Raw genomic sequence first — 19,274 nt, 5'->3', positions numbered from 1 at the left:
GCGACGGTCCTGCAACCGCATGACCAACCGGTCGCGTGCTTTCGTCATCTCGACCTCCGTTGGATATTGCTGGGATGAGAACCATCGCGGCGGCGCGAAGTTCCAGCGCCCTCGGCCCGCAGGCCAGCAACATTTGTATGTTTTCCCGGGTGGCCGCGGGCGTGATCCCGCGCATCGCGCCGATCCGGCACTTGGCTGCTCAGTCGTCCAGCGTGTGGCCGTCCTCGTCCCGCAGGTCGTTGTGGATGGCCACGGCGGCGCGCTCGGCGGTGCCGATGGCGACACCGATCTGGTCCAGCCCCTCGACCGCATCCCCGGCCGCATAGACGCGCGGCGCGGTCGTCCGCCGATGACTGTCCGTCACGAAGCACTGGCCGTTTTCGAGATCGGTCCCCAGCATCGCCCCCAGGTCGTTGCGGGTGTGCGACCCGAGGCCGACATAAAGCGTGTCGAACCTCACCCGCTCGCCGTCGGCCAGCGTGACCTCGACGCAGCCATCCTCGAAATGCAGAGCCGACATGGGAGAGCCTAGCACGGTGATGCGGGCCTGGTCGGCCTGGGCCTGCTCGTCCGCGGTCAGTTCGACATGGCTGAGCGCGACGCAGGTGATGTCGCGGCTGTAGGTCCGCAGGAACAGCGCCTCGGCCAGCGCGTGGCGGTCGCCGCCCAGAACGCCGATGCGCTTGCCCGTCTGCTCGAAGGCGTCGCAGATCGGGCAATAGCGCAGCAGGCCGCGCGCCACGGCATCGGCATGGGTTTCCTCGTCCAGGGGCGGGCGGTGGTTCACGACGCCCGTCGCCAGCAGGACCGTACGCGCCCTCATCTCGCCGTGGTCGGTGTCGGCCACGATCAGGTCGCCCTCGCGCCGCAGGGCCGTGACCTCTCCGGTCAGAAGGGTGGCACCGTACCGGGTGGCCTGCTCGCGCATGTCGGCCAGAAGCTCGGTCCCACAGATGCCCTGCGGATAGCCGGGGTGGTTGCGGGTGCGAGGGATCATGCGCAGCCGCCCCTCGCCCTTGTCCACCACGGCGACGCGGCGGTGGAAGCGCGCAAGATAGATCGCCCCCGTGAGACCGGCGGGGCCGCCGCCGACGATCAGGCAGTCCAGGGGGCGGCTGTCATCCGGTCGGGGGGCTTGGTCCGTCATCGGCATCCTTGGGCAAGAGGTCAACGCATCCGCAACGCCCCGTCGATGCGGATCGTTTCGCCGTTCATGTAGCCGTTCTCGACGATGAAGGCCGCAAGGCGCGCGAATTCCTCGGGCTCGCCCAGGCGCTTGGGGTTCGTGACCTCGGCGGCCAGGCTGTCCTGCACGTCCTGCGGCAACCCGCGCAGCATCGGCGTGCCGAAGATGCCCGGTGCAATGGCGCAGACACGGACCTTGTTGCGCGCGAGGTCGCGGGCGATGGGCAGCGTCATACCGGCAATCGCAGCCTTCGAGGCCGCATAGGCCGCCTGTCCGCTCTGCCCGTCGAAGGCGGCGATCGAGGCGGTGTTGACGATCACGCCGTTGTCCTGGTCCCGTCCGTTCTTCGCCATCTCGGCGGCGGCGAGACGCAGGACATTGAAGGTGCCGATCAGGTTGACCTCGATCGTGCGGCGGAAGCTGTCGAGGCTGTGCGGACCATCGCGGCCGAACGTCTTTTCCCCCACGACAATGCCGGCGCAGCTCACGCAGACATCGATGCCGCCCATCCGCTCGACCGCCTGAGCGATGGCCGCGGCGACCGAGTCCGCGTCGGTGACGTCGGCACGGGCGAAATGCGCGCCGAACCCGGCTGCGGCCTCGGTGCCCGCCTCGTCGCGGTCCAGCACCGTGACTTGGGCGCCGCGCTCGCGGAAATGCCGCGCAGTGGCCGCACCAAGCCCCGAGGCGCCGCCGGTCACGATGGCGCGGGCGTTCGACAGGTCCATGTTTTTCCTCCCCGGAAATGAACGGTTGTTCAGATTTTATGCGCGGCCTGCTGGCCCGGCAAGACGGCAGAAGGGACGCCGCACGTTAACCATCTGTCAACCATCGCAGCCTTAGACCGAAGGGCGAGGGGAATCGCCCATGCGTTTTGTCGTCCTGCCTTTCGTTTCGTTGCTGAGCCTCGGGTCCACCGCCGTGGCAGGGGATGGCACATGGACGCAACTAGACCTCTGGAAGGACGGCGGACAGCTGGCCACCAATGTCGAGCGGGGGCGCATGGTGTGGGGACTGGGCCTCGGTCAGGACGACGATGAGCCTTGGGTCCGCGCCTCGGCGCTTTACACCTGGCAGGTGGGACCGGATCGCGCGCCCTGGAAGCTGCGCGCAGGACCGGCGCTCAAGGCCGAGCAGATCGGCTGGTGGGAGGTCGAGGATGAGCGCTGGGCGCACTGCTTCGACCCAGAGGGCGATCACTGCGCCAACCTGCGCCTGGGCCTGCGCCTGTCGGCGGACCGCTGGGCGGAATACGGCGACTGGGGCACCTTCCTGATGGCGGATTACACCAGCATCGAGGATGCATCGCTGCTGGTCGGGGGGCTGACGCACATGCCCTCGGGCGTCGGCGCGCAACTGTCCCTGTGGCACGAAGCGGGCGGAGAGCTGACGCCGACGATCATGGTCTCGGCGCGCATCACGAAAAGGCTTTCGATCCGGTTGGGTCACAAGTTCGTCGAGGATGACACCTTCATCGGCTTCAGCTTCTCGACCTACTGACGCAGCGCCGTCGAACCAAGGCTAGCGCACAAGCATCTCGGGTCCGCCGGTGATCTGGGGATCGGGCGTGCCGATGACCGCCGGGTCCTTGCCGGCGTAGTCGATGCGGCTCAGCACCGTCTGCATGGCGGCGATCCGGGCCCGCCGCTTGTCGTCGGACCGGATCACCGTCCATGGCGCGACCGGCGTGTGGCTGAGCGACAGCGTCTCGCGGATCGCCACGGTGTAGTCGTCCCAGCGGCCAAGGCCCTCGACGTCGATCCGGCTCAGCTTCCACTGCTTCAGCGGGTCCTTCTCGCGATCAAGGAAGCGGTGCAACTGCTCGGCGCGGCCGACGTTCAGCCACAGCTTGACCAGGATGATGCCATCATCGACCAGCATCTTTTCGAAATCAGGAAGTTGCCGGAAGAACTGCACGCGCTGCGGCTCGGTCGAGAATCCGAAGACGCGTTCCACCACGCCGCGGTTGTACCAGCTGCGGTCGAACAGGGCGATTTCCCCGGGAGCGGGCAGATGCGACACGTAGCGCTGGAAGTACCACTGCCCGGCCTCGCGTTCCGTCGGCGTGGGAAGCGCCACGATATAGGCGGAACGCGGGTTCAGGTTCTCGCGCAGAACCTCGATGGTGCCGCCCTTGCCGGCCGCGTCACGGCCCTCGAACAGGACCACCACGCGCTTGCCCGTGGCGATCACGTCCCGCAGCATCTTGACCAGTTCGATCTGCAAGGCCTCGGCCCGGCTTTCATACTCCCGCTTGGGCATTTCCTCCCGATAGGGGAAGCCGGGATCGAGGATGTCGTCCTTGTCCGCCTGCTCGATCGCGCCGCGCAGCTCGGGCGGGGCGTCGTGCTGGAAGAAGCGGCTGATCGCACCGACAAAGGGGATCTCGGGCGAAGCCGTCTTCCGTGCCATCTCAGCCCCTTCCGATATCCTTCAGGTCGAACGGAGTATTCTGGTATATCTCGTTGATCCAGTTACCATAAAGCAGGTGCGCATGGCTGCGCCAGCGGTTCGAGGGGCAGCGGGCCGGGTCGTCCTCGGGGTAATAATTCGCGGGCACCCTGATGGGTTTCCCTGCTGACACGTCACGGTCGTATTCGTCCTTGAGCGTGCCCGAGTCGTATTCAAGGTGGTTGAAGATATAGAGCGTGCGATGGGCCGCATCCTCGATCAGGCAGGGGCCTACCTGGTCCGAGGCGAGCAGCGTCGTCAGTTCGGGCCGGGCGTTGATGTCCTCCTGCCGCACCTCGGTCCAGCGGCTGACGGGGATCAGCACGTCGTCCGAAAAGCCGCGCAGATAGGGCGAGGCAGGGGCGAGGTTGCGATGGCGGAAGCAGCCGAAGGCCTTGTCCCCCAGCAGGTGCTTGGGCAGACCATGGAAATGCCAAGCCATCGCCATGCCGCCCCAGCAGACGCCGAAGCTTGAATGGACATGGGTCCGCGACCAGTCAAAGACACGGCGCAGCTCGTCCCAATAGGTGACTTCCTCGAAGGGCAGGTGCTCGACCGGGGCGCCCGTGACGATCAGCCCGTCGAAGCGGTCGCCCGAGGCTTCGACCTCGTTGAAGGGGCGATAGAAGGACTCCATGTGGTCGGCGGCGGTGTTCTTGGATTCGTGGTCCGACATACGGATCAGCGACAGGTTGATCTGCAGCGGAGTCGCCCCGATCAGCCGGGCGAACTGGTTTTCCGTCTGGATCTTCTTGGGCATCAGGTTCAGCAGAGCGATGCGTAGTGGGCGGATGTCCTGGCGCGCGGCGCGGTCGGGGCTCATGACCATCACGCCCTCGTTCCGCAGGATGTCGAAGGCGGGCAGGTTCTCGGGCAGGGTGATGGGCATCAGTCTTCCTTTCGGTCTTGCCGGTCGATCGCGGCAGCGATCAGATCGACGAAGTCTTGGGGCGAGGCCACGCGGGCGACCTCGTCGGCCTCGACGGTGACGCCGCGGCGGGCCATCGCCGCATAGCGCGGCCGCCGATGGGCCAGCGCGCGGGCGTAGGTCCAGCGGATGAAGGCGTCGGGATCGACGGGGCCGGGGTTCTCGCGGCCATAATCCTCCCACGCGGCGGCGAGGAAGGCGGGTTGGTAATACATGGGCTTGGGCGCCTGGTCGAAGCGGCGGATCAGCTCGGACGTATGTGCTTCGGTGCCGCGAATCCAGACCGGCAGCATCAGCGCCGACAGCGCCCGCAGCACGGGATCGTCCGGATCATCCGGGTCCACCACCTCGCAGATCGATCCCGAGGTGTCGCAGACGAAGTTGCGGTAGCCGTAGATCTCCTTGGCGCGGGTGATGAAGTGACCCGAGTCCAGCATGGCCGCGATCTCGGCCGTGCGGTGCTGGTCCTGCCGGCGCTTGTAGTCGCCGATCTCCAGCCCCCCGCGCGAGGGATCGCCCGGTTTGCCCAGATAGGTCGAAAGCGGCGCGAGGTTGTCGAAGGTGATGTTCGACTCGATCCGCACCGAGTCCGTCATCAGCAGCTCGCGCAGCAGTGGCGCCTTCATGGCGTGGCGCTTGAAGTCGTCGGCGATCAGCTCGCCCATGTAGCGGGTGCCGATGCGGTAATCGACGCTGTAGTGGAACCACGCGCCCGAGCGGCGCAGCATGGAGGCGACATGGGTCTTGCCCAAGCCGGACATCCCGAACAGCATGACCCGCTTTTCCGGGGCCTGAAGCCACGCCTTGCCGCTGGAATACATCTGATCCGTTACCCTCGCCACATCAGGGGGGTTCCTAAGCGGCGGGATGGGAAAGGAAAAGGCCCCGCCGGGGCGGGGCCTTTCATGGCAATGGCCAAGGCTCAGAAGTTGTAGCCGATCTTCACGCCGATGCCCCAGGCCTCGCTGTCGTCCATCGTGGCGACCTTCGTCTTGTTGCCGGTCTCGCCCACGCCAAGGTCGCCGCCACCAAGCTTGGTGTAGTTGATCCCGGTCGTGATCTTGAACTGGTCCTGCGTGTAGATCGCGGCAAGCGTGACCGCCTTGCGGCCATTGGTGGGCGACAAGGGGGAAATCAGGCCGTCCTCGCTGTCCTCGTAAAGGAAGGACATCGCGCCGGACCAGTTGTCGGTGAACTTGCGGCCGACCCCGATGGTATAGGTGGTGGTATCCTCAAGCTCGACCAGCGGAATGCCCGCACCCTGAGCGATCGGGAAAAGGAAGTTGTCCACCTCAAACTCGGACCATTTCACCCAGCGGACCGAGCCGAACAGCAGCGTGTCGGCGGCGATGCCCGTCTGGCCTTCCAAGGTCCAGCTGCGCGGCGTCTTGACCGTATAGTCGCCGACAAAGGCCACCGGCAGCGGCCCGCCGCGTTCGGTCATCCGAAAGTCATGCTCGATGGGCGAGTTGTAGGTCAGCGAGACGCGGGCGGCGATGTCCGGGATCTCGTAGGCCGCGCCAACCACGTAGCCGGTGCCCCACTCCCCGTCCAGTTCCAGGTCGTAGCCTGCCGTCCCCCCATACCCCAGGCCATCCAGCGTCACGCCGCCCTCGGCGTAGGAGCCGCGGATGCCGCCGTGGACCGAGACGTTGTTGTCGAACCTGTAGCGCAGCAGGGCGGTATAGGTGGTCGAGTCCACCTGGACCCGCGTGCCGCCCAGGACCGGAGAGCCGTCATTCGCCGGATTGGGCGGCAGGGGCGCGGTCGGGTACAGCAGATCCGCCCCGAAGGGCTGCTCGACGATGAAAGCCGCGGACAGGTTCTCGTTGAACTGGTGCTTGTAGGCGAAGCCGACGAAGCCGAAGCCCTGCGCCACGTCGCCGGTGCGGAAGCCCGCGATGTCCCGGCCCTCGACCTCGGGATCAACGCCCCCGAAGCTCAGTTCGGCGTAATTGCCCTGCTCGAACAGGATGCCAAGCGACTGTGGCGCCCGTTCGATCCCGCCGGCGAAAAGGGGCGCGGCTGTCAGCATCAGCGCAGCAGCACCGGTCAATACAAGTTTCATGCCTTCCCTCCCGAAATCCGCCCTTGGGCGGGTTCTTGTCCCCCATGTGCGACCCGACGACCAATTGGGTCAATCGCGGAAGTTCAAGTGACGCAACGTTGCCTTTCTGGCGGGTGCGAGGCAGTGACCCGGCCGCCACGCTTGGCAGCGGGCGGCCCGCCTGCAATCATGTCGCCATGAGCCGTGAACGCCTGCATTTCGCCATGCCCCGCCCGGTGCCGCCGGGCCGGTTCCGCCGGGTGCCCCCGGTGATGTTCCTTGCCGTCCTGGCCGCGCTGGAACTGTCGCTCGCCTGGGCTGGGGGCGCCGGGGCCTTCGCGCTGCCCGCCGGGGTGGCGCAGCTGCTTGGCGGCATGGTCACGGCCTTGGCTGCCTTTGTGCTGTTCGCCTATGGCTGCAAGCTTGCGCGGCGCCCTTCGGTGCTGGCCGAGGAGCTGGCGATCCTGCCGGGCCGGGCAGGGGTGGGGGCAGGCGTCCTTTGCCTTTATCTGCTGGCCGCGCTGGTCGGCGCGATGATGAGCAGGGGCGCGGGGCTGGTTCTTCTGATCCTGGGACTGCTGTGCCATGCAATCCTGCTGGTGACGCTGGCACGGGTCCTGAGCAACGGCCCGGCCGAGCGGCGGCAGGTCTCGCCTGAGTGGCACCTCAGCCTCGCAGGGCTGGCAGTCGCCTCAAGGGCGGCGCTGGCACTGGGCTGGCCGGTTGCAGCAGCCGCGCTCGTCCTTCCGGCGATCCTTGCTGCGCTGGCGATCTGGGGGCTGAGCCTGCGGCAGGTCCTGGCCATGCGCGTTCCCGCGCCGCTGCGGGTGCTGCTGGCGCTGCATGTCGGCCCTGTCGCGATGCTGGCGATCCTTGCGCTGGAACTGGGATGGACTGGGACAGGGACCCTGCTGGCATGGTTCGCGCTCGGTGGCGTGCTGGCGATGGTGCTGGGCGCGCGTTGGCTGCTGGCGGGCGGCTTTTCGGCCTTCTGGGGCGCGCCGGCATTTACGCTGGCCGCGACGGCCTCGGCCTGGGCGGCGTTGTGGGCGGCGCAGCCGACCGAGCCGCACCGGATCATCGCAGGCCTGCTGCTGGCGCTGGCGACGCTGGCCGTGCTTCCCGTCTTCGTGATGGTGCTGCGGGAATGGATGCGGAACCGCCTTCCGGCACGCTCGAACGCCGCGATTGCCTGACTGTGCCGCTGGACTTTCCGCCGCCCGCGTGAAAGGGAAAACTGCCAAACGAACCACTGACAGGATCACTCCGATGCAGATTCGAGAGGCGCTGACCTTCGACGACGTTCTTCTGGTTCCGGCCGCCTCCAGCGTGATGCCCTCGACCGCGGACGTGACCACGCGCGTGTCGCGCCGCATCCGCATGAACATTCCGCTGGTCAGCTCTGCCATGGACACGGTCACGGAAAGCCGCATGGCCATCGCCATGGCGCAGGCGGGCGGCCTGGGCGTCATCCACCGCAACCTGACGCTGGAAAAGCAGGCCGAGGAGGTCCGGCGCGTCAAGCGGTTCGAGTCGGGCATCGTCTACGACCCGATTACCCTGACCCCCGACCAGACGCTGGCCGACGCCAAGGCGCTGCAACTGCGCTATAACGTGACAGGCTTCCCGGTGGTGGACGAGACCGGCCGCGTCGTGGGCATCGTCACCAATCGCGACATGCGCTTTGCCAGCGACGACCGGACGCCCGTGCGTGTGATGATGAGCTCGGACAACCTGGCGGTGCTGCACGAGCCGGCCGACCGGGAAGAGGCGATCAGCCTGATGAAGGCCCGCCGGATCGAGAAGCTGCTGGTGACGGACGGGCAGGGCAAGCTGACCGGCCTTCTGACGCTGAAGGACACCGAGCAGTCGGTTCTGAACCCGCTGGCCTCGAAGGACGATCAGGGCCGGCTGCGCGTGGCCGCCGCCTCGACCGTGGGCGACGAGGGCTTCGAGCGGTCCTCGGCCCTGATCGAGGCGGGCGTGGACCTTGTCGTGATCGACACGGCGCACGGCCATTCCGAGGGCGTGGCGCTGGCCGTCTCGCGGCTGAAGACGGCCTTCCCGGATGCAGAGATCTGCGCGGGCAACGTGGCCACCGCGGATGCGGCGCGCGCCTTGGTCGATGCGGGGGCCGACGCGATCAAGGTGGGGATCGGGCCGGGCTCGATCTGCACCACGCGGATCGTCGCAGGCGTGGGCGTGCCGCAGCTGACGGCCATCATGGACGCCGTGTCGGGCGCAGGCGACGTGCCGGTGATCGCGGACGGCGGGATCAAGTATTCGGGCGATTTCGCCAAGGCCATCGCGGCGGGCGCGACCTGCGCCATGGTCGGCAGCGCCATTGCCGGCACCGACGAGTCGCCGGGCGAGGTGATCCTGTACCAGGGACGGTCCTTCAAGTCCTACCGCGGCATGGGTTCGCTGGGGGCGATGGCCCGCGGTTCGGCCGACCGCTATTTCCAGAAGGACGCGGCCTCGGACAAGCTGGTCCCCGAGGGGATCGAGGGCCAGGTGCCCTACAAGGGCTCGGTCGCGGCGGTCCTGCACCAGATGGTCGGCGGGTTGCGCGCCGCGATGGGCTATACCGGCAACGCCACCATCGAGCAGATGCGCGGCGGCTGCCAGTTCGTCCGCATCACCGGCGCTGGCCTGAAGGAGAGCCACGTGCACGACGTCCAGATCACGCGGGAGTCGCCAAACTATCGTCTTGGCTGATCTCCTGCGGATACAGGGCGCCGTATGCCGGAACATTGAGTAACGGAGCGGTTGCGGGTGCCTGCGTGGCACGCCGCCGCTTTAGTCGTCTCGTGGAAAGTGCCGTCGTCGAGGCTTTGGCCGTCTGCCTGATACACAAGAGACTTGTACAGCAGCGCCTGGCTTAGGCGGTTTGATTTTGCCCGCCGCACAAGGTAATTGCCCTGCGCCTTCAGTATGCCTGTGGGGCAGAGGCCGGATAGTCGCGCAGGAAGCGCTCGATGGCGTCGTCGATCCCGGCCAAGAGCTGGCCATGCTCGCTGGCAAGGGCCGCGTCGGCCGGACGCTCGGCCGGCAGGTTCAGGCTTGCGGCCTCGACCGGATCAACCAGCGCAGGGTCGAGCCCGGCGCCCGTTGCAATCCTGCGTGCGAACTCGGCCCAAGACAGGCGGCCAGGGGTGGCCAGGTGACGGATGCCGCTTTCCCCGTCCAGCAGCAGGTCCAGCGTGGCGTTCACCAGGTCGGGCACATAGGTCGGCGAGACAAAATTGTCCTGCGCGGCGGTGACGGACCGCCCTGCGCGCAGCGACTCGACCGCATGGACGGCGAAGTTGTGCACGTCATGGGGCGAAAAGAACGCGGCCGTGCGGATCACCAGCGCCTCGGGGTTGATGTCCAGCACGCAGCGCTCGGCCTCGGCCTTGCTGCGGCCATAGGTGTTCAGCGGGCTGGTGGGATCGCCTTCCAGATAGGCGCTGCCCTTGGCACCGTCGAAGACCTGGTCCGAGGAAAAGGTCACGAAGCCGATCCCCCGATCCCGGCAGGCGCGGGCGAGGTTCGCAGGTCCCTCGACATTGGCCGCAAAGCACAGATCGGGTTCCGCCTCGGCGCGATCGATGTCCACCAGACCGGCGGTGTTGATCACGGCCGCAGGCTCGAACTGGTCGAGAGCGGCCGCGACCGAGTCCGCGTCATGGATTGCCAGCACCTGGCGGTCCGTCAGGGCAAAGGGCAGGCCACGCATGTCGCAAAGCTGGGCAAACATCCGGCCCAGTGTCCCGCTTTTCCCGGTGACGAGGATCGGGCGCGCATCCATCTGCGCGCAGGCAAGGTCGGAGGCCGGTTCGGCAACCGCCGCAGGGCAGGACGGCGGCGCCGGACTGGCGCAGGGCCAGAGCCGCCGATCGCTGTCCCACCATCCCGGCATGTCCAGGATCGCGGCGTGACGCGGCCGGTCTCCGCGCACCAGCGCCCGCAGCAACGCGGCCATGGCGGTCGGGCGCGGGCTGCCGGTGCGCATGTCGAAGACGCCGCATTCGTAGTGGCCCGCGTCTGTCATCACCAGCCGGTCCCAGTCATAGGCCCCGAGCAGTGACCATGCGGTCACGGCTTCGATCCGCGCGCCCTGTGCGCGGGCTCGCTCGGCGGCCCGCCAGACCTGCAGGAACCAGCGTGCCTGTTCCTCGCGCGTGCAGCCGTTGTGGCATTCGGTGATGGCGAGGGGACGTCCGTAGCGGTTGCACGCCTGCATCAGCAGAGCCTCGATACCGACGAGGGCGCCGGAGACGGTGCGGACCGCCTCGACATTGACATATCGGCCACCACTTTCGGCCGAGGGGCCGACGCCGGGATAGCGGGTGATCCGGTGGTCGATCAGGCGCTCGCTGGTCAGGTAATGGTTGACGCCCAGGACATCGGGGGGGCAGGGATCCTCGGCAATTGCCCGCAGCCGTGACTCGAAGCCACGCTCGGCCAGCCGCCTCCACAACGGATGGCCCGGCACCACGGACCCGCAGAGCAGGTCCCAGGTCAGCCAGCGGCGCGCATTCTCGAAGGTGGCCTCGCGCGTCAGGGGCAGGGTGGCGTGGCAGAAGCCCAAGTCCTCGGTCTGTACCAGCCGCGCCGCGGGGTTCACGCGCCGGATCTCGCGCATCGCGGCGCGGGTGGCATCGATCTGATTCAGAAGCGCCAGCCAGCAGGCGTCCTCGTCCAGCAGGTGGGGATACCAGTGGCCGTAAAGGCAGGAAAAGCGTGCCGTGGTCAGGGGCTCGTTGACCGGCGTCCAGTCCCGGACCCAAGGATAGCGCTCGGCCGTGGCGCGGGCATGGGCCGCCAGACCCGGAGCAAAGCTGTCCTCGACAAGACTGGTATAGGCGGGCCCGCTGCCGTGGTGCACGAGGCCGACAATGGGCTGCAGGCCCAGCCTGCGGATCTCGGCCATGCGCTCGTCGCTCCACCCGAAATCGTTCTGACCGGGGTGGTGTGGTGAGACGCGCTCCCATAGGACAGGATAGCGCAACGCGTGCAGGCCGAGATCCGCGAAAAGCCTAAGATCGCCGATGCGGTCGTGGTGGCCCGATCGGACCGATTGGTCGAAGAAGCGGTCCCCCACGCGGTTCACCGTGTATTCGCATCCGCCCCAGAGCTGCAGCTCCGGCATCGCAGGAGGGCCGTCCGGCAGGGAAGTTCCTGTTGGGTCAGGCGTGCGCATCAGCGGCGGCCCGAGCGGATCGAAACCTTCTGATTGGAACGACATGGGGGCCTCGCTGCACCGCCGCTGCTTCCGCACTACCGCGCAGCGGGGTCCGGAGTTCCGATTTCGATCATCTTGAAGGCGGCAACATATGTGGGTCCGCCCGGCTGACCGGCGCCATGTCCCGGATGGATGAGCCAACATTCTTGAATCTGTCCATGAGGAACATGGCCGTGCAGGCGGTGTTTCCCCCTCGGCACTTCGGGCCGATGAACATGAGGAGGAAAGTCATGCAGCATCTTGCACGCAAGCTTGCGATTGCAGGGATCGTGGCGAACTTCGGGGGGAGCGCATTCGCCCAGACGCCAGACCCGGCAACCATGACCTGCGCCGATTTCATGGCGTTGAGCGCCGATCAGCAGATGACCGCCATGAGTGCGCTGCGCACCGCGAGTACGGGTTCGTCGGGGGCTTCGGCGACCGGCACGACCGGATCCTCGGACGGGGCAACCAGCGGCGGATCCGGCGGAAGTTCCGGTGACACCAGCGGAACGATGGGTTCAGGCAGTGGCGCCGGGTCGGATACCTCTGGCAGCGGGGCAGCCGGTTCGGCATCCGGCAGCACCGGGGCGTCCGGCGCCTCTGGCGGTGCCTCGGGCAGCAGCGGCGGCAGTATGGATGCCTCTGGTGGGACCTCGAGCAGCAGCGCGTCTGGCGGGGCTTCGGGCGGCGCAAGCGCAGGCGGGGCGTCCGGCGGCGCAAGCGGCGCGGGTTCCTCCGGTGCCGGGATGGGTTCCTCGGGTGGAGACACTGCCTCCACGGGCGGAACAGCGGCCTCGGGCGGAGCGGGGGCGACAGGTGCGACTGCCTCGGGCGGCGGCGCGTCGGCCGACCCGCAGATCGCGGCCTTGATGGCCGCCTGTCAGGGCAATGAAACCTCGCTCGTGATGGACCGTATGTCCTCGATGTAAGCGCAAAGGCGCCGTGGCGGAGCCTGATCCGCCACGGCGCCACAAAGCCGGGGCAGTGACGCCGACCCGTCAGGGGCCTGCAAATGCCCTTGGCTGGGAAACGACAGGAAAGGCTGGGAAGGGTGAAACCGACCAGATCACGCTTTGGCGGCGGATTGCGCGCACAAGCTGGCGACGCCCGCCAGAAGGTAGTCCATCCGGAACGGCTTTTCGTATATCGGCCGGTCGCGGTGAGCCTCGGGCAGCAGTTCGGGATCGTAGCCGGTCGCAAACAGGAACGGGATGCCCCGACTGGCAAGGACGTCCGCAACCTCGTAGGCCATCTGCCCGCGCAGGTTGATATCCAGCACGGCAGCGTCGATCACGTCATTGCGGTCCAGCGCCTCGACCGCGTCGCGGAACGAAGGAACAGGCCCGACCGGCACGGCGCCTGCCTCGGACAAGGCACGGGCCAGATCCTTGGCCTGAAAGAACTCGTCCTCGACAACCAGCACACGACAGCCCTTCAGCGCGGCGAGAGGCGGGTTGGCGGTCATGATGATACTCCCCTTTGTCAGCATGCGTGACGACCTGAGCAGGTCGACCATGGCCGGGGCGAGAGCGGCCTCAATCGGGATTGTAACACGAGAATCCTGCCGGCCGTCTGCGGATTTGCGGTTGAGTAATCCGGGTCTTGCACCGACCTTGGCGGCAACCGGCGGTTCTGGCTCCATGTCGGGCGCCTGTGCCGCAGGCGGGCGAACGGAAGATCGACCGCCTGCAGCGGTTGTCGCGGCGTCACCTGGGCGGATCAGCAGGCAGGAACATGAACGATCTTGAACCACATGCCGCAGCCGATGCGCGCTCGATCCTGAGCGATATCAGGTGGCAGGTGGGCAACAGCTATGCCCTGATCCGGTCGATCATCCGCTGGTCTGCCGAAAGCGCCACGACCGTGGACAGCTATGCCTGGCACCTGGAAGGGCGCATGGACGTGATCGGGCGCATCATCCTGGCCGTGATGCGCAATCCGGCTGCCTCGTTCGACCTGGCGCATCTGGTCGAGGATGAGCTGAACGACCAGCACGCCAGCGACGGCCGGAACGCATGGTCGCTGAACGGCCCCCTGGTGCGCCTGAATACCCCCGCGGCCCAGGTGATGGGACTGCTGTTCCACGAACTCGTCACGAACTCGATCGAGCATGGTGCGCTGGGCCTGGATGAAGGAGGCGAGCTGCGGGTGTCCTGGAGGATCGAACCGGAGAGCGAGGGCAGGGAGGCCATGCTGCACCTAGAATGGATCGAACGGGGGGTGCCGGCGAGCCTGAACCGCGAGGGCTTCGGAAGCATGGTCCTGAAGGAAATGTTTCGTTACCAGCTCGATGGAAGCGCCAAGCGAGAACTCGACCGACAGGGCGTCCGTATCTCACTGACGGTTCCCATGCACAATCTCGCGCGCGACCATGAGCCGCCCGTGCGCAACTAGAGGCGATGTCCTTGGCACAGGGTCACCGGAACCGGGGCAGGGCTGATGCGTTGGAACCCTGCTGCACGTGCAAGAGGACTGTCCGGTACCTTGGTCGGACGATGATCATGCCAGAGATGACCATCGAGCAGGCTTGGTCTGCCGTCTTCACGCCATTTCAGGCTCGGCTTCTGTCGGATATTCAGTCCGTGCCCATTGCCCTTCGGCCCCGACAGCAGATTTCGTCCAGCAAGACGACAGGAAACAGCCTGCTTTATCTTTCCAGCGGATTCGTGGGCATTTGTCGTCTGGACCGGATGGGCAGGCGGCAATTCCTGAGTCTGAACCTGCCGGGCGATTATGTCGATCTTTCCGGTTTCCTGCTGGGCCACTCGACCGGCATCAAGAACGCCTTCGGCGCTGCTACGGTGAGGGAGACCTCATACGACAGATTTCAGGCATTTCATATTAAAGCAACTGACATATATGAAAAGTTCTGGCGCATTTCGATGATCGAGGCGTCGATCAGCCGTTACTGGATCTTCCGCATCGGGCGGCTGGTCGGACGGGCGCGGATCGCCAATTTTCTGTGCGAGATGCTGGTGCGGCTTTATGCGCGGGGCTTGTGCAGCATGGATGGCTTCGACGTGCCTCTGGCCCAGACCGACATTGCCGAGATCTGCGGAATGACGCCGGTCCATGCCAGTCGCATGCTGTCCGAACTGCGCGAGGACGGCATCTGTACATTCGCACAGGGCAGCCTGCGCATCATGAAGCTGCCGGAGTTGTTCCAGGCGGGGCAGTATCGCTGGGACTACCTGTATCTTGGCGCTGATCTCGACCATGAAATCCGCGAAATGGCATCAGTTGGTCCGCTGCGGCGGCGCGCCTCGGCCTGAGCGCGGCTGGGGCGGCCAAAAAAAACGTGTGACGCGCTTTGTGGAAGGGCTCCCTCCACAGCAGCCAATTTATAAATAATCCGTATTATGTCACCCTTGGATGCACGACGGCGTCTGCCCGGCAGATTGACACTCAACGGTCACGGACCACAATGCGCGTCAGAACTGCCCAGACAGGACATCCCATGAACCCTCGCCATCTCACACCGGATCTCGCAGTCATGCCGCAGATCGAACCGGACGACTTCGTCGCGCTTGCACAGGCCGGGTTCACGACCGTGATCGCCAATCGTCCAGATGCCGAGGTCGAGCCGACTCACCGCAGCGACGTAATGGCCGAACGCGCCACCCGGGCCGGGCTGACCTATCATTATCTGCCGATCGTTCCCGGCCAGCTCGGGCCCGACCAGGTCGCGCGCTTCCGCGAGATCATGGACAGCTCGCCCGGGCCGGTGCTGGCCTACTGCAGGTCGGGTACCCGCTCGGCCACGGCCTGGGCGCTGGGTCAGGCCGGAGATCGCCCGGCCGACGAGATCCTGTCGGCCGGACGGAGCGCGGGCTACGATCTGTCGCACCTCGGCCCGATGCTGCGGCGCTGAGGACCGCGCGGACGCGGTCCTCTCGCGCGATCAACGCGCGAGTTCGCGGACCACGACGCCCCGGGGGTTGACGGTGACCGTCACGGGCTCGCCCTCTGGGTTCACCGCCTCGACCTCGGCCCGGGGACCGTCGCGCGTGATCGTGCCCGGCTGGGTATAGCCCGCGTCCCGCAGCACGTTCTGGATCGCGGCGTCATCCAGCGGGGCCGCTGCGCCTTCCGGGCGCGGGCCGCCGGTATCGCGCGCCCCTTCGGGTCGGCCGCGGTCGCCGTCCCTCTCGGGATGGTCCCTGCCCTTGTCGCCCCGATGATGCCCCTGATCGCCGTCACCCCTGCGCTTGCCGTGACGCTCGCCGTCCCGATCCATGTCGCCGCGTCCAAAGCGCTGCAGCGTGCCATCCGACGAGAAGCCGGCGCGGATATCCTGGCCCTGCGCATCGGTGCCGAACAGCATCACGCCCTCATCCCCGCGACCGATCCCGCGCAGCTGTGCAAATTCGGCGAAGATCGCGTTGCCGCGCACCGCCTCCGGCACAAGGCGCGAGACGATATCGGCCGGCAGCGTGCCTTCACCCTCGACGCCGATCATCCGCAGTTGCGACTGCTCGTCCAGCATGGCGCGGAAGGCCTGCCCGCCGGGCAACGTACCTTCGGCCCGCTGGCCGCCGCGCCGACCGTCTTGGATGCGGGCGTCCGAGATCCCCAGTTCAGTCAGTGCGGAGGGCAGCGCCGCTGCAGGGGCTGCTGGCGCAGATGCAGCCGGCGCGGCGGGTGCATCCTGTGGGGCGGTGGCCGTTTGCGCCGCCAACGGTGACGTCAGCGCGGCGATCGCCGCCAGCAAGGCGGCAGAACTGCGAAGGGTGCGAAGCATGACGAATCCTCTCGTTTGCGTTCTGTCGGAGGGATCAAGGCCCTTCGATCGAATCGAACCTAGCCTGCAAAGCCCGAACCGGATGCCAACGGGCTGTTTGGGTCCGGTTTGGTTTTCCCGTTATAACCTGCGGCATGCGTCCGCGTTTCCTGATCGCAGCTCTTGTCGCCGCGCTGGTCCTGGTACTGGCCGGGCTGGCGGTCTCGCGCCATGGGCCTGGACCACGCCACGCGCATCCACCGACCGGGACCGCCCCGATGCCGCGCAGCCTCGACCTCGGTCCGCAGGACGAGGAACGCTTTGCCGGACCAATCGAGGAGGTGATGCCGATGCACCAAGCGGTGCGGCGGGCGATGCGGCGCTTCGACGGCAAGGTGCTGGACATTGCCCTTGTCCCGCAGCGAGGGAGCGGCAGCCCGCTTGTCTACCGCATCCGCATCCTGACTCGCAGCCGCGACGTGGTGGACATCCGCGTGGATGCCCTGACCGGCCGCTTTCTCGAGGTCCGGGGCGCGGACCTCGGCGCGGCGCGCACGAACGAAAAGGACGACTGACATGCGCTGTCTCATCGTGGAGGACGACCCGACGCTGGCCGCCCAGCTTGCGCAGGCCATGGCTGAGGGCGGCTTTGTCCCGGACGTCTTCCACGACGGCCGCGATGCCGAGTTCGCGGGCGCGACCGAGCCCTATGACGTGGCCGTTCTGGACCTCGGCCTGCCGGGTCTGCCCGGGATCGAGGTGCTGACCCGCTGGCGTGCCCAGGGCGTGACGATGCCGGTCCTGATCCTGACCGCGCGCGGCGACTGGTCCGACAAGGTCGCGGGCTTCCGCGCAGGCGCCGACGACTATGCGGTGAAACCCTTTCGTCTGGACGAGGTCGTCCTCCGAGCCCAGACCCTGGTGCGTCGGGCGGCGGGCCATGCCCGCGTGGTGCTGACGGCCGGTCCGCTGGCCTATGACACGCAGTTGGGCGTCATCACCCGTGACGGCGTGGCCCTGAAGCTCACGCCCTTCGAGACGCGCATCCTTGGCTACCTCATGCACCATCCCGACCGGATCGTCAGCCGCACCGAATTGAGTGAACATCTTTACGACGCGGACAGCGACCGCGACTTCAAGTCGATCGAGGTCGTGATCGGCCGCCTGCGCCGGAAGATCGGCGACGGGCTGATCGAGACGCGGCGCGGCGAAGGTTACGTCCTGCGGCGACCCGCATGATCCGCTCGCAGCTGGATTCCATCCGCGCGCGGCTGCTCGCCGCCGCCGCCCTGTGGCTGACGCTGGCATTGCTGGGGGCATGGTGGATCATCGGAGGCGTGCTGGACCGCTTCGTGACCGAGCGTTTCGACGCCGAGGCCGCCGCCGTTGCCGAGACCGTCATCGCCGGAACCGAGGTGGGGGTGGACGGCACCCCTGCCCTTGTCCGCCCGCCCACGGACCCGCGCCTGTCGCAGCCCTTGTCGCTTTACGGCTGGCAGCTTGAAACCGAGGCCGGCGCCATGCTTGCCCGCTCGGCGTCGCTGCTGGACCTGAGGCTTGCCGCCCCACCGGGCAGCTACAGCGGCGGCGCGGGGACCGGCCCGGACGGCGAGCCCCTGCGTGTCATGCGCCGCCTCTTCACCCTGCCCGGCGCAGAGGAAGCGCTGGCCGTAGTCGTGACGGTTCCCAGGTCCGAGATCGACGCGGCCCTGTTCCGTGTCCGCCAGCCGCTCGCCCTGTCCCTGATCGTGCTGGGCGCGGGCCTTGCCGCAGCAAGCCTTGCGCAGGTCGGCTGGGGCTTGCGGACGCTGGACCGGATGGGGCGCGACATCCGGGCCATCCGGGCAGGACAGGCCGAGCGCCTGCCTCTGCCGCCGGTCGCTGAACTGCGTCCCGTGGCCGCCGAACTGAACGACCTGCTGGATGCGAACCGCCTGGTCATCGCGCGGGCGCGCGAGCACCTGGGCAATCTTGCCCACTCGCTGCGCACGCCCTTGTCGGCCCTGGCGAACGCCTTGCCCGCTGATCACCCCGGCCGCGTGCTGGTGGACCGCATGGACCGCCAGATCACCTGGCACCTGCGCCGCGCCCGTAGTGCGGGCACGCCTCGGCTGCTGGGACAGAGCACGCCTGTCGCTGCGGTCATCGACGACCTGCTGCTGGTCCTGCGCCGAATGGCGGAAAGTCGTGGGGTGGTGATCGCGCCGAGTTGCGCGCCCGACGCGCGCTTTGCCGGCGAACGTCAGGATCTGGAAGAGATGCTTGGCAACCTTCTGGAAAACGCCACCAAATACGCGGCCTCCCGCATCGAGGTCTCGGCGGTTCGGCAGGACGGCAGCCTGCTCGTCGGAATCGAGGATGACGGTCCCGGCATGGCGGATGCAGACCATGCCCTTGCGCTCAGCCGTGGCGGACGACTGGATGAGATGGGACCCTCTGGAGCGGGCCTGGGGCTGGCCATCGTTGCGGACCTTGCGGGACTTTATGGGGGCAGGCTTGATCTTGGCCGCTCGGGATCGGGGGGGCTGAAGGCGACGCTAACCCTGCCAAGCTGAGGTGCCGCGAATTGCGCGGTCACATGGGGGCTTCGCCCCCGCCGACTGCAGGCAGCCGGCTCCCCCAGGATATTTTCCGAAGAAGAATGGTCCTGGTGCTGGGGGTGCGAGGATCAGGCATGGCCGGTGGCTTGCCGTTCGCGCGATTTCGGGGTCTGAACGCGCCAACGAATCC

19 protein-coding genes are annotated in these 19,274 nt (G+C 67.2%); 10 read left to right on the top strand and 9 right to left on the bottom strand.

Going from position 1 to position 19,274, the window contains the following annotated elements:
* Window positions 1-199 precede the first annotated feature (199 nt).
* Window positions 200-1,147, bottom strand: a complete 948-nt coding sequence (locus BLQ03_RS04795) for an NAD(P)/FAD-dependent oxidoreductase (RefSeq protein WP_090753498.1) — start codon at window positions 1,145-1,147, stop codon at window positions 200-202.
* A 20-nt stretch (window positions 1,148-1,167) separates the two neighbouring features.
* Window positions 1,168-1,914 (bottom strand): SDR family NAD(P)-dependent oxidoreductase, encoded by a 747-nt coding sequence (locus BLQ03_RS04790; RefSeq protein WP_090753496.1) that lies wholly within the window; start codon window positions 1,912-1,914, stop codon window positions 1,168-1,170.
* A gap of 139 nt (window positions 1,915-2,053) precedes the next feature.
* Here BLQ03_RS04790 and BLQ03_RS04785 point away from each other — a divergent pair, with 139 nt between their 5' ends.
* Window positions 2,054-2,686 carry a hypothetical protein gene (locus tag BLQ03_RS04785; RefSeq protein ID WP_090753494.1) on the top strand — a complete coding sequence of 211 codons (633 nt, stop codon included), beginning with the start codon at window positions 2,054-2,056 and terminating at the stop codon, window positions 2,684-2,686.
* Between the two features lie 21 nt (window positions 2,687-2,707).
* On the opposite strand, the gene ppk2 is transcribed toward BLQ03_RS04785, so the two are convergent.
* The 4 genes from ppk2 to BLQ03_RS04765 all read right to left on the bottom strand — a co-directional run bounded on the left by ppk2 (window position 2,708) and on the right by BLQ03_RS04765 (window position 6,633).
* On the bottom strand, window positions 2,708-3,598 hold the full coding sequence (ppk2, locus tag BLQ03_RS04780; RefSeq protein WP_090753492.1) for a polyphosphate kinase 2: 891 nt from the start codon (window positions 3,596-3,598) through the stop codon (window positions 2,708-2,710).
* A 1-nt stretch (window position 3,599) separates the two neighbouring features.
* Window positions 3,600-4,526, bottom strand: coding sequence for a homoserine O-acetyltransferase MetA (metA, locus tag BLQ03_RS04775; protein ID WP_090753491.1), 927 nt, complete (start codon window positions 4,524-4,526; stop codon window positions 3,600-3,602).
* The gene (locus BLQ03_RS04770) at window positions 4,526-5,386 is read right to left on the bottom strand and encodes an ATPase (protein ID WP_090753489.1); all 861 of its coding nucleotides are present in this window, start codon (window positions 5,384-5,386) and stop codon (window positions 4,526-4,528) included. The genes metA and BLQ03_RS04770 overlap by 1 nt, the downstream gene beginning before the upstream one ends.
* A 101-nt stretch (window positions 5,387-5,487) precedes the next feature.
* Window positions 5,488-6,633 carry an OmpP1/FadL family transporter gene (locus BLQ03_RS04765; RefSeq protein WP_090753487.1) on the bottom strand — a complete coding sequence of 382 codons (1,146 nt, stop codon included), beginning with the start codon at window positions 6,631-6,633 and terminating at the stop codon, window positions 5,488-5,490.
* A 176-nt stretch (window positions 6,634-6,809) separates the two neighbouring features.
* Between BLQ03_RS04765 and BLQ03_RS04760 the strand changes: the two genes are divergently transcribed.
* Together BLQ03_RS04760 and guaB are read left to right on the top strand one after the other, a co-directional pair.
* The gene (locus tag BLQ03_RS04760) at window positions 6,810-7,808 is read left to right on the top strand and encodes a TDT family transporter (RefSeq protein ID WP_090753486.1); all 999 of its coding nucleotides are present in this window, start codon (window positions 6,810-6,812) and stop codon (window positions 7,806-7,808) included.
* Window positions 7,809-7,881: 73 nt separating this feature from the next.
* Window positions 7,882-9,330 carry an IMP dehydrogenase gene (gene guaB, locus BLQ03_RS04755; protein ID WP_090753484.1) on the top strand — a complete coding sequence of 483 codons (1,449 nt, stop codon included), beginning with the start codon at window positions 7,882-7,884 and terminating at the stop codon, window positions 9,328-9,330.
* Window positions 9,331-9,541: 211 nt separating this feature from the next.
* Here the strand turns inward: guaB and BLQ03_RS04750 are convergent, their stop codons facing one another.
* Window positions 9,542-11,749 (bottom strand): sugar nucleotide-binding protein, encoded by a 2,208-nt coding sequence (locus BLQ03_RS04750; RefSeq protein ID WP_090753482.1) that lies wholly within the window; start codon window positions 11,747-11,749, stop codon window positions 9,542-9,544.
* Window positions 11,750-11,961: 212 nt separating this feature from the next.
* Here BLQ03_RS04750 and BLQ03_RS04745 point away from each other — a divergent pair, with 212 nt between their 5' ends.
* Window positions 11,962-12,753 (top strand): hypothetical protein, encoded by a 792-nt coding sequence (locus BLQ03_RS04745; protein WP_090753480.1) that lies wholly within the window; start codon window positions 11,962-11,964, stop codon window positions 12,751-12,753.
* A gap of 137 nt (window positions 12,754-12,890) precedes the next feature.
* On the opposite strand, the gene BLQ03_RS04740 is transcribed toward BLQ03_RS04745, so the two are convergent.
* Window positions 12,891-13,466, bottom strand: coding sequence for a response regulator (locus BLQ03_RS04740; protein ID WP_217629653.1), 576 nt, complete (start codon window positions 13,464-13,466; stop codon window positions 12,891-12,893).
* 92 nt (window positions 13,467-13,558) lie between these two features.
* Here BLQ03_RS04740 and BLQ03_RS04735 point away from each other — a divergent pair, with 92 nt between their 5' ends.
* The 3 genes from BLQ03_RS04735 (at window position 13,559) to BLQ03_RS04725 (ending at window position 15,695) form a co-directional block, all read left to right on the top strand.
* Window positions 13,559-14,218 carry an HWE histidine kinase domain-containing protein gene (locus BLQ03_RS04735; RefSeq protein ID WP_090753475.1) on the top strand — a complete coding sequence of 220 codons (660 nt, stop codon included), beginning with the start codon at window positions 13,559-13,561 and terminating at the stop codon, window positions 14,216-14,218.
* Between the two features lie 116 nt (window positions 14,219-14,334).
* A complete protein-coding gene (locus tag BLQ03_RS04730; protein ID WP_175558770.1) occupies window positions 14,335-15,096 on the top strand; it encodes a Crp/Fnr family transcriptional regulator in 762 nt (253 codons plus the stop codon).
* A gap of 185 nt (window positions 15,097-15,281) precedes the next feature.
* Window positions 15,282-15,695 (top strand): protein tyrosine phosphatase family protein, encoded by a 414-nt coding sequence (locus tag BLQ03_RS04725; protein WP_090753472.1) that lies wholly within the window; start codon window positions 15,282-15,284, stop codon window positions 15,693-15,695.
* Window positions 15,696-15,725: 30 nt separating this feature from the next.
* Here BLQ03_RS04725 and BLQ03_RS04720 read toward each other — a convergent pair whose 3' ends face one another.
* Window positions 15,726-16,565: a hypothetical protein gene (locus BLQ03_RS04720; protein WP_090753470.1), complete on the bottom strand. Its 840-nt coding sequence runs from the start codon at window positions 16,563-16,565 to the stop codon at window positions 15,726-15,728.
* Between the two features lie 134 nt (window positions 16,566-16,699).
* Here BLQ03_RS04720 and BLQ03_RS04715 point away from each other — a divergent pair, with 134 nt between their 5' ends.
* From BLQ03_RS04715 to BLQ03_RS04705, 3 genes are read left to right on the top strand one after another with little or no spacing between them, the layout of a single operon-like run.
* Window positions 16,700-17,119: a PepSY domain-containing protein gene (locus tag BLQ03_RS04715; protein ID WP_139166629.1), complete on the top strand. Its 420-nt coding sequence runs from the start codon at window positions 16,700-16,702 to the stop codon at window positions 17,117-17,119.
* Window position 17,120: 1 nt separating this feature from the next.
* Entirely contained in the window at window positions 17,121-17,783 is a 663-nt protein-coding gene (locus tag BLQ03_RS04710; protein ID WP_090753467.1) for a response regulator transcription factor, read from the top strand.
* Window positions 17,780-19,099, top strand: coding sequence for an ATP-binding protein (locus tag BLQ03_RS04705; protein ID WP_090753466.1), 1,320 nt, complete (start codon window positions 17,780-17,782; stop codon window positions 19,097-19,099). Before BLQ03_RS04710 ends, BLQ03_RS04705 begins: the two co-directional genes overlap by 4 nt.
* Window positions 19,100-19,274 lie beyond the last annotated feature (175 nt).

This window comes from Paracoccus chinensis (assembly GCF_900102885.1).
Lineage (GTDB): Bacteria > Pseudomonadota > Alphaproteobacteria > Rhodobacterales > Rhodobacteraceae > Paracoccus > Paracoccus chinensis.
The sequence above is the reverse complement of the archived record's forward strand: the minus strand, read 5'-3'. Positions and strand labels throughout refer to the sequence as shown.

Coding starts and splice junctions, on each gene's coding strand:
- BLQ03_RS04795 (WP_090753498.1), bottom strand. CDS start 1,147: ATGACGGACCAAGCCCCCCGACCGGATGACAGCCGCCCCCTGGACTGC.
- BLQ03_RS04790 (WP_090753496.1), bottom strand. CDS start 1,914: ATGGACCTGTCGAACGCCCGCGCCATCGTGACCGGCGGCGCCTCGGGG.
- BLQ03_RS04785 (WP_090753494.1), top strand. CDS start 2,054: ATGCGTTTTGTCGTCCTGCCTTTCGTTTCGTTGCTGAGCCTCGGGTCC.
- ppk2 (WP_090753492.1), bottom strand. CDS start 3,598: ATGGCACGGAAGACGGCTTCGCCCGAGATCCCCTTTGTCGGTGCGATC.
- metA (WP_090753491.1), bottom strand. CDS start 4,526: ATGCCCATCACCCTGCCCGAGAACCTGCCCGCCTTCGACATCCTGCGG.
- BLQ03_RS04770 (WP_090753489.1), bottom strand. CDS start 5,386: ATGTATTCCAGCGGCAAGGCGTGGCTTCAGGCCCCGGAAAAGCGGGTC.
- BLQ03_RS04765 (WP_090753487.1), bottom strand. CDS start 6,633: ATGAAACTTGTATTGACCGGTGCTGCTGCGCTGATGCTGACAGCCGCG.
- BLQ03_RS04760 (WP_090753486.1), top strand. CDS start 6,810: ATGAGCCGTGAACGCCTGCATTTCGCCATGCCCCGCCCGGTGCCGCCG.
- guaB (WP_090753484.1), top strand. CDS start 7,882: ATGCAGATTCGAGAGGCGCTGACCTTCGACGACGTTCTTCTGGTTCCG.
- BLQ03_RS04750 (WP_090753482.1), bottom strand. CDS start 11,749: ATGCCGGAGCTGCAGCTCTGGGGCGGATGCGAATACACGGTGAACCGC.
- BLQ03_RS04745 (WP_090753480.1), top strand. CDS start 11,962: ATGTCCCGGATGGATGAGCCAACATTCTTGAATCTGTCCATGAGGAAC.
- BLQ03_RS04740 (WP_217629653.1), bottom strand. CDS start 13,466: ATGGAGCCAGAACCGCCGGTTGCCGCCAAGGTCGGTGCAAGACCCGGA.
- BLQ03_RS04735 (WP_090753475.1), top strand. CDS start 13,559: ATGAACGATCTTGAACCACATGCCGCAGCCGATGCGCGCTCGATCCTG.
- BLQ03_RS04730 (WP_175558770.1), top strand. CDS start 14,335: ATGACCATCGAGCAGGCTTGGTCTGCCGTCTTCACGCCATTTCAGGCT.
- BLQ03_RS04725 (WP_090753472.1), top strand. CDS start 15,282: ATGAACCCTCGCCATCTCACACCGGATCTCGCAGTCATGCCGCAGATC.
- BLQ03_RS04720 (WP_090753470.1), bottom strand. CDS start 16,565: ATGCTTCGCACCCTTCGCAGTTCTGCCGCCTTGCTGGCGGCGATCGCC.
- BLQ03_RS04715 (WP_139166629.1), top strand. CDS start 16,700: ATGCGTCCGCGTTTCCTGATCGCAGCTCTTGTCGCCGCGCTGGTCCTG.
- BLQ03_RS04710 (WP_090753467.1), top strand. CDS start 17,121: ATGCGCTGTCTCATCGTGGAGGACGACCCGACGCTGGCCGCCCAGCTT.
- BLQ03_RS04705 (WP_090753466.1), top strand. CDS start 17,780: ATGATCCGCTCGCAGCTGGATTCCATCCGCGCGCGGCTGCTCGCCGCC.